Raw genomic sequence first — 13,677 nt, forward strand, 5'->3', positions numbered from 1 at the left:
GCCCGGGGTCAGGCGTTGTAGCCGCCGTCGACGTCCAGCGAGGAACCGGTGATGTAGGCGGCGTCCGGTCCGGCGAGGAACGTCACCGCGGCCGCGACCTCGTCCACGGTGCCCCAGCGGGGCAGGCAGAGCCGCTCGACCAGTGGCCCCAGCTTCTCCTGGTTGCCGGCGACGAGGTCGGTGGCCATCGGTCCGGCGTGCACCACGTTCGCCGTCACCCCGCGCGCGCCGAGATCACGAGCCAACCCCTTGGCGTAACCGTCGATGGCGGCTTTGGACGCGGCGTTGTCGGCCACACCGAGCGTGCCGGCCCGGACGCCCTGGCCGGAGCCGATCAGGATGATCCGGCCGTCGTCGGAGATCACCCGTGCGGCGGCCCGGACGGTGGCCATCATCCCGGCCCGGGTCACCGCCCAGAACCGGTCGAACAGTTCCTCGTCCCGGTCCGGGTCGTCGACCCGGCCGAAGGCGTCGATCGAGGCGTTGGCGACCAGGATGTCGAGTGCGCCGAAGCGGTCCAGCACGCGCCGAGCCAGGCCGGCGGCGGCCGCTGCATCGGCCTGGTCGGCCTGGAACCCCTCGGCGATGCCACCGCCGGTACGGATCTCCCGGCTCAGCGACTCGGCGGCCGCGACGGAGTGGACGTAGCTGAAGGCGACGGATGCCCCGCGCGCGGCCAGGGCGCGGACGGTGGCCGCGCCCAGGCCCCGGGTCCCGCCGGTGACCAGAGCGGTGCGGCCGGTGAGCGTCAGGTCCATGGTGATCCTCCTTCCCGATACACGGTGATCAGCCGAGGATCTTGATGGCGAGGGAGAAGTCGTCGCGCCGGATGCCTTGTCCGAGGAGCACCAGACCCATGCCTTCCAGCCAGTGGGCGAACGTCAGATCGCCGGTGTCGATCGGACGCAGCCCGAGGCTCGTGACGAATGCGGAGACCGTTGCCTTCGCATCGGGGTCGTCGCCGGCGATGAAGACGTCCACCGGGTGGCCCGCCGTCTCACCGGCGGCCAGGACGCCGGAGAACAGGGTGTTGAACGCCTTGACGACCGTCGTACCCGGGGCCGCTGCTGCGGCGATCTCCTGGGCGGCGGAGCTGTCGCGGGGCGTGGTGAGCCCGGTGTGCGCCGGATCGAAGGGGTTGCTGATGTCGACGACGACCTTGCCGGCCAGTGTCGGCCCGTAGTCGGAAACGATCGATGCCGCGACGGCGTGGGGAACGGCGACGATGACGATGTCGCCGGTGGGGGCGTCGCCGATGACATTCGCGGTGGCGGTCCCGCCGAGGTCGGCGGCGAGCGCGGCTGCCTTGGCCGCGTCACGGCCGATGACCTGCACGTCGTGGCCGGCGCCGCCGGCTCGGACGCCCAGCGTGCGGGCCATGGTGCCCAGGCCGATGATGCTGATCCTTGTCATGGTGTCGCTTCCTTCGTTGTCGGGAGCAGCGCAGTTCTCAGACGCCGGCGGGAGCCACGTGGTGCCGGACAGCGTCCAGACCTGCGGCGTGCGAAACGACCGGCTCGTATCCGAGCTCGGCTACGGCCTTGTCCGTTCGCAAGGTGCACGGCTGCCCGAGGAACCATCGATCGGGCACGGGGACTTCGCGAGTGGCGGTCGCGGCGTCCAGGTCGGGAATCGGTGTGTCGACGCCGTGGATCCGGAACAGCGTCTCCAGGAACTCACGCAGGACGACGCGGTGCCGGTCGGTCACGAAGTAGGCCTGGCCCGGCCGACCGCGGCGCCATCCGAGCAGAAGGCCCTCGACCGCGTTGTCGACGAACGTGATGTCGGTGGTGTGCCGGCCGCCCTCGATCCACGCGAACCGCCCCGCCCTGGCTGCGGCCACGAGGCCGTCGGTGAGGATGCTGCCGGGCCCCCAGACGAACCTGGGCCGGATCGACACCGTGGCGAAGCCGGGGGCGTTCGCGTCGAGGACGATCTTCTCGGCACCGGCCTTCGTCGCGGAGTAGGCGGCTTCCGAGTCCGGCCGTAGCGGCGCGGTCTCGTCGACCTCCACGAGTGGCTCGCCGGCGAGGAGCGCGGCTTCGCTCCCGCAGTGGATGAACCGTGGAACCTGTGCGTGGCGGGCCGCATCGACCGCTGACCGGGTGCCGCGAACCGAGACGAGTTCGTGGCGCTCGCGGTCAGCGGCGATGTCGGTCTCGGCAGCGAGGTGGAACACCACGTCACTGCCCACGACCTCGTCCTGCCACGTGGTCGGGTCGGTCAACTCGCCCCGCACGGGTACTGCGCCCAGTGCTGACACCTTCGCCGCCGACGCCTCGCTGCGGACCAGGACGCGTACCGCGTTCCCCTCGTCGAGGAGCCGGCGTACCAGCACCTGCCCGATGAAACCCGAACCGCCGGTGACGAAAACCTGCGCCATGAGACTTCCCTTCAGCCGTCACGAGTCCTTCGCCCGCGGTGGGCGAAGGGAGCGTCGTGGGCTGCAGCAACCGCCGAGCCTCGAGGATTCCCCCGAAAACATCGATCCTTCGGAGGTTCGCGATAAGTTCTGCGAATGGCTTGGCGGTCAGTCCTCCGGTCCGGCCACCGATTCCTCGGTCGGTGCGAGCTGCTGGGCGATGTCGGCCGGCACGCGCAGACCGGTGCTGCGAAGGTCATCGATCAGCTGTGTGGCGAGCGGGTCGCGCGAGGCCGTGGTCGTGGCGACGAGGCGTCGTGTCCACCGGGGCTCGAAGGGGCGGACCGCCCCGGAGAAGCCGGCGGCGATGGCGCTGACCGGGACGACGGTCACGCCCAGCCCCGCTGCCGCCAGCTGGGGCGCGTGGGTCGTCACGGCGGTGCGGACCACCACCGGCCCACGCAGCTCGACATCGCCGAGGTGGCTCTCGATCCAGTTGCCGAGCCTGTTCTCGGGCGTGAAGTGCACGAACGGCTGACCGTGAAGGTCCCGTGGCCGGATGGCGTGCCGGGAAGCGAGCGGGTGCAGCGCCGGGAGGGCCACGACGATCTCCTCCTCGGCAACGGTGGTCGTCTCGAACCTCGCGTCGCCGAGGTCGGGGAACAGCAGGAGATCGGTTCCGCCGGACTCCAGCATGGCGAAGGCGGTCTCCGGGTCCGTGCTCTCCAGGAGGGAGACCACGACGTCGGGGCGCTCGACGTTCCACCGGGCCAGCACGGGCGCCAGCAACGCCACGGTGAGGCTCTGCGCGCACACCACCCGGACGACGCCCTCGACTCCCTGCCCGACAGCGCGGGCGAGCCGGATGGCGTCGGCCGCGGCAGCCAGGGCCCGACGCGCCTCGGGCAGCGCGGCGCGCCCAGCGGCGGTGAGGCGCACGCCGCGGCGCTCGCGGGTCAGGAGTGCGGTTCCCGCTTCTCGCTCGAGAGCTGCCAGCTGGTGCGAGATCGCGGGTTGCGAGAGATGGAGGTGCCGCGCCGCGCGGGTCACCGATCCCAGATCAGCGGCGGCGAGCAGACACTCGAACGCCCTCAAGCTTGGCATGAGCGGAATCTATCGTAGCTCGGATTGCTATCGATCGAGGTACGGGAAGAACTGCTCGCCGCCCGGCCGCTGCACGAAGGCCGGTGGCGGGGCCGCGGGTGAACGGAACTTCAGAGCTGTTCGATCTTGGGCGGAGAACCGTGGTGTTCCGCTCATCCGCGGGCATGCATGGAGCCCGTGCCGGTCGTGCTCTCGAAGTTCGAGATCGGCCGCCGGCGTTGCGGTCATGCGCCAGGGGTCGCGCGGGTGGCCCTCGGCTCCAGGCCCGCGACCCGCGCGGACGCCTCGAGCCGAGAAGATGCACCGCTGGGCGCAGGGACACCCCGTGCACTCGGTGATCGTGGTATTTCTCGGGCCAGGCTGTTCCGCCAGGTCTGCGGCATCCTTGTGTCTGTGACCGCAGGCAATGATCTCGGCGGCGTCCTCCGGCGCTGGCGGGAACGGGCGACCCCGCCGCACGGTGGCGTCGTGTCCTGCACCCGTCGGCGTACGCCAGGGATGCGACGAGACGAGCTGGCCGCGGAGGCCGGGGTGTCCGCGGAGTACATCAAGCGTCTCGAGCAGGGTCGTGGGCGGCCGTCTGCCGGCGTGCTCGACGCACTCGCCAGGGCCATGCGACTGTCCCGCCCGGAGTACGAGTATCTCTGCTCCCTCGCCGGGCACGTTCCGCCGCGCATCGGTCGCGTGCCGCACGAGGTGGGGCCCGGTACCCGACGTCTCCTCGAGCGGCTCGGCGACATCCCGATCTGTGTCCTGGACGCGGCCTGGACGCTGTTGGCCTGGAACGCCGCATTCGAGGCGCTGTGCTCCGCCTCGGTCCTTGCGGTTGGCCGGGAGCGGAACATGGCCTGGTGCGTCTTCACCGGCGATCCGGAAAACATGAGGGGCGCCTCCGGATTTCCCTTCCAGTCCGCGATCGTCACGGATTTACGGGCCACCGCCTTGCGATATCCGGACGATGACTGGTTGAAGGATCTGGTCACCGACATGCAAACAGCCAGCGACGACTTCGCAGCACTGTGGCAATCGCACGCGGACTCCCGTTACCGGCACCACCAGGTCACGGTGCACCACCCGGATGTCGGGGACGTCACGGTCGACTGCGAGATCATGACGATTCACGAGGGCGACCTCCGCGCGGTGATCTACACCACGGAGCCCGGATCTGTCGACAGCGCCCGCCTCGCCATCGCCCAGGGTCAATACACCAACCAGAACTGACCCCTACCCGCACCCATCGAAGGATCAATCTCCGACATGCATGGAACGTTGCTGGATGCTGCCCGCAAAACAGTGCCGACGCTCTCGGCCAACGCGGCGCGCACCGAACGCGAACTCAAGCCTGCACCGGACAGCGTCGAGGCGGTGCGGGACGCAGGACTGTTCGCCCTGACGGTGCCCAGCGAGGCCGGGGGGCATGGCGTCGACCAGCACGTCCTGGTCGAGGTGATCGCGGAGCTGGGCCGCGGCTGCCCGTCGACCGCCTGGGTGGTCGGCCTGTGTGCGGCGAACAAATCCTTGATCAGTGCAGTCGGTTCCGACGCGGCCCGCGCCGCTCTTCTGGCCGACCCGAACGCGGTCGCCTGCGCATCCAGTGTGGGGCAGAGCAGCCGAGGTGAGCGGGTGCCTGGCGGCCTTCGCTTCTCCGGGCGGTGGGCGATGGCGTCCGGTTCCGAGCTGGCGTCCTGGGCAATGGTCATGGTGTCGCTGTCCGGTGAGACGCCGCCCGCCGTCTGTCCCTCCCTGGTGCCGGTCGCGGACCTGTCGATCGAACGTACGTGGAAGGCAGCAGGCTTGGCCGGGACGAGCAGCCACACCATCGTGGCCGACGACGTCTTCGTACCGGAAAGCCTCGTCAGCTTCCCGGGCTCCGGCTCGATGCCCTCGCCGGAATTGACATTCACCGGCGGTCTGGCGGCGCTCGCATCGATGATCGGGGCAACACGCGGAGGGCAGGACGTCGTCGCGGCGGCGATCGCCGGCAATCGGGCACCGTACGCGACCACCTACGCCCGAGTCGCGGATTCCCCCCTCGGGCGGTACTGGTTCACCGAGGCCCTGCGGCGCACAGACTCGGCCATGCGACGGACGTTGCAGGTGGCCGACGCCATCGACGCGCTCGCTCCGGGTGGGTCCATGCCGGTGACGGAACGGATCACGCTGAGAATGGAGCTGTCGACGGCCGCCCGGGAGTGCCGCGAGGCGATGGAACTACTCCTCGACCTGCACGGCGCGAGCGGGTTCGCGGAGGACAACCCGCTGCAGCGCTTCTGGCGCGACGTGGCCGTCGGCACCCGGCACCCGTACTTCACGCCGTACATCCTGGCCGAGGACCACGGTCGGCTCACCTTCGACGTGATGCCGACCGTGTCGGGGATGCTGTAGCCGACGGTCGACCGTCAGGTGATCGATACTCGCCTGGCTCGCCGTCGCCACCCGCTCCGTCTGCGGGAGCGCCCCGGGACCGCCTCTTGCTGATCGGCCGCGCAATCGCCGGCGGGACCGGCCCGAGAGCGCCACCGCCACCACGGCCACCGCCCGGGACGGTCGGCCCGTCCACGTCGTGCACAACTGGTCCTGGAACACCGTGACCGCGACAGCACCGGTCGACCTCCACGATGTCCTCGCAGACGGGCCGCAGCCCGCGGAACAGGCGTTCTTGCTGGAGGCGTGGGACGTTCGGGTTTTCGTCGAGCGCCAGGTGCACTCGGCCAGCAGGTCGGTGACAGGCGGCTGATCGGTGGGAGCCCGTCGAGTGCTGTGGACGGACGTGCAGTCATGCTTTCGGCCGTGCCGGACCAGAGGGTCCACAGTGGCCAGCTGTCCGGTGCGTCACGACCTGGACGTTCCCGCCGTGATGGTGGTGCTCGCCCGGCCACCACAGGTCGACCTCCGCGGTCGGCGCCGGTTTGCTCCACGCATAGCTCCACGCGAGCGGCTCAAGGGTGTTGATCAAGCCTCTGACCTGGGTGCCCCCGGCAGGATTCGAACCTGCGACCTAGAGATTAGAAGGCTCTTGCTCTGTCCAGCTGAGCTACGAGGGCGGGTGACCCGGGGGCCACGGGTACGAGCTTAGTGGGACGCCCTGGTGCACCTGTGGGTGAGCGTCGGCTGGCGCGACAGGGGATGGCGCTGGGGCTCGACGCTCCGATGTCCGGCACGGTCAGGGCGTCGGGCCCGGCCCACCGCGACCTGTGGGAGCCCGCGCGGGGCTCGATTCGCTCGCATGCGCGGGCTGGATCGGGGCCTCGGAGGTCGCCCTGGCCGAGGCGCTGGCGCGTCCGGTGCTGCTGACCGTGGCGCGGCGACTGCTCGCGGGTCGCACACCGACTTCTGCGCTCGGACACTGACTGCAGTCGGTGTGTGGGCACCGGGATCGGTGTGTGGGGGGCGAGTCGGTGTGTGGGCCGTCGCCCCGCGGGTCGCACACCGACTTCTGTACTCGGACACTGACTGCAGTCGGTGTGTGAGCACCGGGATCGGTGTGTGAGGGCTGTTCGGCGGGGCGGTGCTGCGCCGGTGGCCGGATCCGAGGGAAGGTGGGGACCCATGACGACCATCACCGAGGACCTCGTCCTCCTGCTGCTCGACCCCGGGTCGGGGCGTGCGGTCGTGGACGGCACCTCGCTCGACCGCGCGATCGGCGGGGCGCTCCTGCTGGACCTCGCGCTCCGCGAGCGGATCTCCGCCGACAGCGACGGCGCGAAGGCGCGATTGCGGGTCCTCGACCCGGCGCCGACCGGTGATGCGTTGCTCGACGAGGCCGCGTCCCGCCTGTCGGGGAACGCGGTGCGCGCCCAGAAGGCGGTCGAGCGGCTCGCGCGGCGCACCCGCACACCCGTGCTGGAGCGGCTGGTGCAGCGCGGTGTGGTCCGGTGCGAGCAGTCGCGGATCCTCGGCATCTTCCCGTCCACGACCTGGCCGTCCACCGGCAGCGGCGCGGGGAAGGAGCTGCGCGGGCAGGTCGCGGCGGTGCTGCGTGACGGGGCGCCGCCCGACCAGCACGTCGCCCTGCTGATCTCGCTGGTGCACGCGGTGAAGGCCGAGCACAAGGTCGTCGACGGGGCGCGGCGTCAGCTGCGTGCCCGCGCCGCGGAGGTGGCCGACGGCGACTGGGCGGGCGTCGCGGTGCGCAAGGCCGTGCAGGCGGTGCAGGCCAGTGTGATGGCCGCGGTCACGGCCTCGACGATCGCGGCAGGCTCGTCGAGCGGCTCCTGACGCCTCGCCCTCAGCCGGGGCGCAGCCAGCCTTCCACCAGCCCCTCACCGCCGAGCCGCAGCAGGGTCTCGGCCCGCTCCGCCGCAGCCCGCGCGGCGTCGGCGGCGTCGAGCAGGCCGCGGAACGCGGCCCCCAGTGCGCGCTGGTCGGCGATCGGCAGGAGCCGGACGCGCACCCGCTGCCCGTGCCGGCTCGAGGTGCCGTTCGGCGTGGGCGCCGAGCGCAGGATCCCGGCGAGGTACTCCGGGTCCAGCTGGTCCGGGTCGAGGCGGTAGGCGGTGAGGCTCTGCCCGAGCACAGCGGGGTGGTCCGCGACGCGGGCCCGCCCCATCGGCGCGCCGACGACGTCGCCCGGTCGCACCCGAACGCGCCCGGCCGCGGTGTTCGTCCGGCCGGTCGGGGTGGCGCCGGTGGCGAGGTCGGACGCGGTCAGCACCGGGACGGTGCCGGTGTCGGCGGCCGCGGCGTCCCGCGCGGCGTGGTGCACGCTCAGCATCCCGCGGCGGGCCAGCTCGCCGACGGTGACGGCCGCCCGGTCGTGCGCTCCGGCGGTCGGGCGCAGGTTCGGGGTGGCCGGCGGAGCGTCCGCGAGGAGCTCGGCCACGCGGCGTCGCGCGTCGGCCGGGGCGCGGCGGTGCAGGTGCCGTTCCGGGCTGAGGTCGACCTCGTCGTCGAGGAGCGCGACCACCGGGACGGCGCGCGACCTCGTTCCCGCATGGCGTCCGGACGCGAACCGCTCCCACAGCTCCGCCGCGGCGTCCGGTGCGGTGCGGGCGAGCAGGAGCTCGGACGGGACCGGTTCGGCGGGGAGCGGCCTGCGCAGCACCCACACGTCCGCGGCGCGTACCTCGTCCTCGATGCTGAGGACGGCGCGGAGCACGCCGGCGCGCAGCAGGTTGGCGCGGATGCGCCTGCCCGGCCGGCGGGACGCGACGGCCGCCGGGAGCCGCAGGACGACGCGACCGCCGGGCCGCACGTGGGCGAGGCCGTGCTGCACCCACGCGAGCTCCGGTTCGGTACGGGGCGGCAGGCCGTGGGCGAAGCGGGCGTCGCCGGCGAGGGTGTCGTGCGGCCAGCTGCGGTCGACGACCGGCGGTGCGGACACGACGGCGTCGAACTCCTCACCGGTGAACGCGTCGTGGCGCAGGGCGTCCCGGGTGGCGACCGGCGCCGCCTGCGCCCCGGCGAGCAGCAGCCGGACGGCGGCGATGCGTGCCCCGGCCGGGTCGGCTTCCTGCCCGCGCGCCTCACCCGCTCCCGCGACCAGCAGCAGGCCGCCGGTTCCGCAGGCCGGGTCGAGGACGCTGCCGCCACCGTCGGGAAGGGCGATCCGCGTCATGGCCGTGGCGAGCGCGTCCGATGGCCGGCCCGCGCCGCCCTGGTGCCGGCCGCACAGGTCCTCGAAGGCGGCGGCCGGCCCGGCACCCGCCGCCACCTCGTCGAGCAGCGCCGCGAGCTCGGGGTCGGCGGCGTTGTCGGAGGCGTCGGGCAGGAGTGCTAGGAGGTCGGGCGCGTGCCGGCCGAGGAGGTGGGCCCCGGCCGCGGCGAGGCGGTGGGGGAGGAGCAGCTCGGGGCCGTTGGACAGCAGGCGTTGCCACGCGCGGTCGGCGGCCGAGAGCCGGTAGCGCTTCCCGTTGCGGCGCAGCCACGCCTCGACGTCGGACAGGGCGAATCGGGGGTTGAACGAGGTGCCGGACACCGGTGCGGGGAAGTCGTCGTACCGTCTGCGCCAGTTGCTGACGGCGGCGCGGCCGACGCGACCGAGCCGGGCGATGTCGCCCGTGCTGACAGTCGTGTCCCCGGCCACGCTGCTGAAACTAGTTCACGACCCCCGCCGTTGTGAAGCCTGTTCACAGCGTGAGAGGGTGGCACCATGTCACCGACGCTGCGCTCCGCGGCCGGCTCCGACGTCGGCCGTCGCAGGGAGATCAACCAGGACTCCGCAGCCACCAGCCCGCGGATGCTGGCCGTGGCGGACGGGATGGGCGGGCACGCCCACGGCGAGGTCGCGAGCACCGTCGCCATCACCTCCCTGCTCGACCTGGACACCCAGCTGCGGGGCAGTGGCCTCGGTGAGGTCGACCTGCGCGGCGTCCTGCGGGGCGCCATCGAGGGCGCCGCGGCCCGGCTCACCGACATGGCGGAGCAGAACGCCGACCTGCGGGGCACCGGCACCACGGTGGTGGCGTTCCTCGTCGACGGCATGCGGATCGGCGTCCTGCACCTCGGTGACTCACGGGCGTACCGGCTGCGCGACGGCGAGCTGGAGCGGCTGACGCACGACCACACCCTCGTGCAGTCGCTCGTCGACGAGGGCCGGATCTCCGAGGCGGAAGCGGCCACACACCCGCGCCGGTCCTGGCTGGTGAAGACACTGCAGGACAGCGGCAGCCCGGAACCGGACCTCTTCGAGCTCGAGGGCAGCCCCGGCGACCGCTACCTGATCTGCTCCGACGGGGTCACCGCGGTGCTCGACGACACCCAGCTGCACGAGATCCTCGCCGACGCCGCGGACCCCGCCACGGCGGTCGCCCAGCTCATCGAGAACGCCAACGCGGGCGGCGGCCCGGACAACATCACCTGCATCGTCGCCGACCTGATCGAGGACGCCGAGCCCGCCGACGACACGCCTGTGGTCGTCGGCGCCGCGGCCGCCACCGACGACTGACCCACGCCGCGACACGCGTGCGTGCACAGCACGACTCGCGGGAGTGCCGGTGCCGCGCCCCCTCAGGGCCACACCCCTCAGCGCCGCGCGACGAGCCTGCGCAGCGGAACCGGGAGCCGACGTCCCGGTCCGGCGCGCCGTGCGAGTCCCTCCTCGGCACGGGAGGCGACCGCGGCGGGGAGCTGCGGTGGCCACCAACCCGCCCGCGGGAGGTCGGACACCAACGTGCGGGCCGCAGCGGCGTCGGGCAGGGGGAGGGTGAACGCGACGCGGTCGTCGCCCAGCAACGCGAAGTCCGCCGCGGCGAGCAGCCAGCCCGCGCCGTCGAGCGCCGAGCGGTTCGTCCACCCGCTGCGGTGCACGGGGGCGAGCACCGGGGCCCAGCGCAGTTCCGCGATCGAGCGCGGGCTCGCCGCCGGGACGACCACGACCAGCGTGCCGCTGGGTCGCAGGACGCGTCGCAGCTCGGCGAAGATCTCGTCGACGTCGCGCAGCCGGGGGAGGGCGAGGAACAGCACCGCGCCGTCGACCGCGTTGTCGCGCAGCGGCAGAGCGGTCGGGACCCCCGCGACCAGCCGGTTCCGGACCGCTCCCGCCACGGGGTCCACACCCACCCAGCGGCCGTCGAACTCGTCGGCCAGCAGGCCGTCCCCGCAGCAGACCTCGAGCACGCGCCCGGCGCCGGCGAGCGGGGAGGCGGCCCACGGGAGTGGCCTGCTCCCGTCCGGCGCGGTGGCGGTGTGCAGCAGCCGCACAGCGGCGGGCTGATCGGCTCCCGCCGGCTGTTCGGCAGACATGTCCACGGGCGGCAGTCTCGCAGCCTGCGGAAACGGCCCGCGCCGCGCACGGCTTAGCCTGGACGCATGGCGCACGCGACCGTCGAGCCCGCCCCACGACCGCCTGGTCGCCCGACCGCGGGGGTGGCGAGCGTCGCCGGCCTGGGAGCGCTGATCGCCGTGCTCGTGGCCGGCGGGCTCACGGCGCTCTCGGGAGCGCGGCCCGCCGAGGCACTCGGGCTGCCCGACCCGGGCACGCTCACCGTCGTGGGCCTGCCCGCGGTGCGCGCCGCGGCCGAGGTCTGCATGGTCCTGACGATCGGCGCGGTGCTGCTCGCGGCGTTCCTCGTGCCCCCGCAACGGTCCGGGTACCTCGACGTGGCGGGTTACCGCGCGCTGCGGGCGGGGTCGTGGACGGCCGCGGGCTGGGCCGCCGCGGCGCTGCTCATGGTGCCGCTGAGCATGGCGGACACCTTGGGCAGACCGGTCGGGCAGGTGCTCGATGCGGGTCTGGTCCTGGACCTGCTGCCGCGCATCGCCGCCGCCACGACCTGGACGTTGACGGCGCTGGTCGCCGTGCTCGTGCTCGTCGGCTGTCGCACCGTGCTCACCTGGGGCTGGACGGTGGTGCTGTTCGCGATCGCGCTGGCCGGCCCGCTGCCGGTGACCTTCACCGGTCACTCCGCCAGCGGCGGTGCGCACGACATCGCGACCGACAGCCTGGTCCTGCACGTCCTCGCGGCGTGCCTCTGGGTCGGTGGGCTGGTCGCGGTGCTGGCACACGCCGCGGCCCGCGGGCCGGACCGGGCGAGCGCCCTGGCCACCGCGGTGCCGCGGTTCTCCCGGCTCGCCCTCGTGTGCTGGCTGGTGCTGGCCGTGACGGGCCTGGTGAACGCGCTGGTCCGGATCCCGCTGTGGGCCCTGGTCGGCTCCACGTACGGGACGCTCGTGCTGGCCAAGGCCGGTGCGTTGGTCGTGCTCGGTGTGGTGGGCGTGGTGCACCGCCGCGCGTCCGTCCCGGCCGCGGCCCGGGGCGAGCCGGGGGCGCTGCTGCGCCTCGGCGGCGTCGAGGTCCTCCTCATGCTCGCGACGATCGGGCTGGCGGTCGCACTGGGCCGAACGGTGACCCCCGACACCGGCGCAGGCGTGCCGTCGCGGATCGAGACCCTGATCGGCTACGACCTCGCGGGACCGCCGACCCTCGCGCGGCTGGCCCTGGACTGGCGCTTCGACCTGGTATTCGGCACGGCTGCGATCGTGCTCGGCGTCGGGTACCTCCTGGGGGTGCGCCGGCTGCGGCGGCGCGGCGATGCGTGGGCGCCGGGGCGTACCGCGGCGTGGCTGCTCGGGTGCGCCACCCTGCTCGTCGCGACCAGCTCCGGCCTGGGGCGCTACGGACCCGCCATGTTCAGCGTGCACATGGGCCAGCACATGATCCTCGGGATGCTCACGCCGATCCTCCTGGTGCTGGGTGCCCCGGTGACGCTCGCCTTGCGGGCGCTCCCCGCGGCGGGACGCGCGGAACCGCCGGGGCCGCGTGAATGGGTGCTCGCGGCCGTGCACTCGCCCCTGGCCCGCTGGCTGACCAACCCCGTGGTGGCGTTGGCCCTGTTCGTCGGGAGCTACTACGCCCTGTACTTCTCGGGCCTGTTCCCCGCGGCGTTGCCCGAGCACTGGGCACACAAGGCGATGAACCTGCACTTCCTGCTGGTCGGAGCCTTGTTCTTCTGGCCCATCGTCGGTGTGGACCCGGCGCCGCGCCGCCTCCCGCCCGCCGCACGGATGGGCCTGGTGTTCGCGTCGGTGCCGTTCCACGCGTTCTTCGGCGTGACCGTGATGGGCGCGAACACCGCGTTCGGCGGGGACTTCTACCGGAGCCTCGCGCTGCCGTGGGTGCCCGACGTGCTCCGTGACCAGCAGTTGGGCGGCGGCCTGGCCTGGGCGGCGGGGGAGGTGCCGCTCCTGCTGGTGGTGCTCGCACTGCTGGTCCAGTGGTCGCGCCAGGACGAACGGTCGGCAAAACGCGCTGATCGACATGCGGACGTGCACGGCGACGCCGACCTCGACGCCTACAACGCGATGCTTCGCCGCTTGGCGACGGAAAGGCCGCCGCTCGTCGCGGAGAGCGACGAAAAGCGCGATGAGCCAGGTCACACGAACGAGGAGCGTCCCGGCGAGCTGCTACCGGGTGAACGGCGGGCAACGAGTAGGACACCGCCCGTCCTTGCAGGTCAGGGCTCTGCGCGCGGACCCGAAGAGGGGTCGGGAACGGCCGCGGACGACCGACCGCTCGTCGCGCCGGTCGACCGTCATGACGACGACGAGTGACACGTTTCGGCAGGTCAGAGGCCTAATGGGGGGCCGATTTGACGGGCTGTCAACCCCTCGCGTAACTTTCTCGTTGTCAGCGAGACACCGGACAGAACGAAGGCCCTCAGGGCCTCGGTCAACAGGGCCCGCTGGCCGCCCCCCTGCACGGGGGACCCCCTGATTCGCAAGGATTTGGCGGGTGTACAGTGTGAGAACAGGCCCCGGAAGGTTGCTTAACG

General features: G+C 72.7%; 11 protein-coding genes and 1 tRNA gene. 5 read left to right on the plus strand and 7 right to left on the minus strand.

Annotated features, from left to right (window positions below; translation table 11 throughout):
- Nucleotides 1-8: 8 nt before the first annotated feature.
- The 4 genes from CFP66_RS38450 to CFP66_RS38465 form a co-directional block, all read right to left on the minus strand.
- Nucleotides 9-758, minus strand: a complete 750-nt coding sequence (locus tag CFP66_RS38450) for an SDR family NAD(P)-dependent oxidoreductase (protein WP_094930283.1) — start codon at nucleotides 756-758, stop codon at nucleotides 9-11.
- 28 nt (nucleotides 759-786) lie between these two features.
- The gene (locus tag CFP66_RS38455; protein ID WP_094930284.1) at nucleotides 787-1,413 is read right to left on the minus strand and encodes an NADPH-dependent F420 reductase; all 627 of its coding nucleotides are present in this window, start codon (nucleotides 1,411-1,413) and stop codon (nucleotides 787-789) included.
- 37 nt (nucleotides 1,414-1,450) lie between these two features.
- On the minus strand, nucleotides 1,451-2,383 hold the full coding sequence (locus tag CFP66_RS38460; protein WP_094930285.1) for an NAD(P)-dependent oxidoreductase: 933 nt from the start codon (nucleotides 2,381-2,383) through the stop codon (nucleotides 1,451-1,453).
- Nucleotides 2,384-2,530: 147 nt separating this feature from the next.
- Nucleotides 2,531-3,466, minus strand: coding sequence for a LysR family transcriptional regulator (locus CFP66_RS38465; RefSeq protein WP_094930286.1), 936 nt, complete (start codon nucleotides 3,464-3,466; stop codon nucleotides 2,531-2,533).
- A gap of 393 nt (nucleotides 3,467-3,859) precedes the next feature.
- Between CFP66_RS38465 and CFP66_RS38470 the strand changes: the two genes are divergently transcribed.
- Nucleotides 3,860-4,687 (plus strand): helix-turn-helix domain-containing protein, encoded by an 828-nt coding sequence (locus CFP66_RS38470; protein WP_158228382.1) that lies wholly within the window; start codon nucleotides 3,860-3,862, stop codon nucleotides 4,685-4,687.
- 48 nt (nucleotides 4,688-4,735) lie between these two features.
- Nucleotides 4,736-5,851 (plus strand): acyl-CoA dehydrogenase family protein, encoded by a 1,116-nt coding sequence (locus CFP66_RS38475; protein WP_158228383.1) that lies wholly within the window; start codon nucleotides 4,736-4,738, stop codon nucleotides 5,849-5,851.
- A gap of 585 nt (nucleotides 5,852-6,436) precedes the next feature.
- Here the strand turns inward: CFP66_RS38475 and CFP66_RS38480 are convergent.
- A tRNA-Arg gene (locus CFP66_RS38480) sits at nucleotides 6,437-6,510 on the minus strand.
- A 505-nt stretch (nucleotides 6,511-7,015) separates the two neighbouring features.
- Here CFP66_RS38480 and CFP66_RS38485 point away from each other — a divergent pair.
- The gene (locus tag CFP66_RS38485; RefSeq protein WP_094930289.1) at nucleotides 7,016-7,684 is read left to right on the plus strand and encodes a GPP34 family phosphoprotein; all 669 of its coding nucleotides are present in this window, start codon (nucleotides 7,016-7,018) and stop codon (nucleotides 7,682-7,684) included.
- Between the two features lie 10 nt (nucleotides 7,685-7,694).
- On the opposite strand, the gene CFP66_RS38490 is transcribed toward CFP66_RS38485, so the two are convergent.
- The gene (locus tag CFP66_RS38490; RefSeq protein WP_094930290.1) at nucleotides 7,695-9,491 is read right to left on the minus strand and encodes an N-6 DNA methylase; all 1,797 of its coding nucleotides are present in this window, start codon (nucleotides 9,489-9,491) and stop codon (nucleotides 7,695-7,697) included.
- A gap of 66 nt (nucleotides 9,492-9,557) precedes the next feature.
- On the opposite strand from CFP66_RS38490, the gene CFP66_RS38495 reads away from it, so the two are divergent.
- On the plus strand, nucleotides 9,558-10,352 hold the full coding sequence (locus tag CFP66_RS38495; RefSeq protein WP_094930291.1) for a PP2C family serine/threonine-protein phosphatase: 795 nt from the start codon (nucleotides 9,558-9,560) through the stop codon (nucleotides 10,350-10,352).
- 77 nt (nucleotides 10,353-10,429) lie between these two features.
- Here CFP66_RS38495 and CFP66_RS38500 read toward each other — a convergent pair whose 3' ends face one another.
- Nucleotides 10,430-11,149 (minus strand): class I SAM-dependent methyltransferase, encoded by a 720-nt coding sequence (locus CFP66_RS38500; RefSeq protein ID WP_094930292.1) that lies wholly within the window; start codon nucleotides 11,147-11,149, stop codon nucleotides 10,430-10,432.
- 66 nt (nucleotides 11,150-11,215) lie between these two features.
- Between CFP66_RS38500 and CFP66_RS38505 the strand changes: the two genes are divergently transcribed.
- Nucleotides 11,216-13,456, plus strand: coding sequence for a cytochrome c oxidase assembly protein (locus tag CFP66_RS38505; protein ID WP_094930293.1), 2,241 nt, complete (start codon nucleotides 11,216-11,218; stop codon nucleotides 13,454-13,456).
- The last annotated feature ends 221 nt before the right edge of the window (nucleotides 13,457-13,677 follow it).

It is taken from the genome of Pseudonocardia sp. MH-G8 (assembly GCF_002262885.1).
Classification (GTDB): domain Bacteria; phylum Actinomycetota; class Actinomycetes; order Mycobacteriales; family Pseudonocardiaceae; genus Pseudonocardia.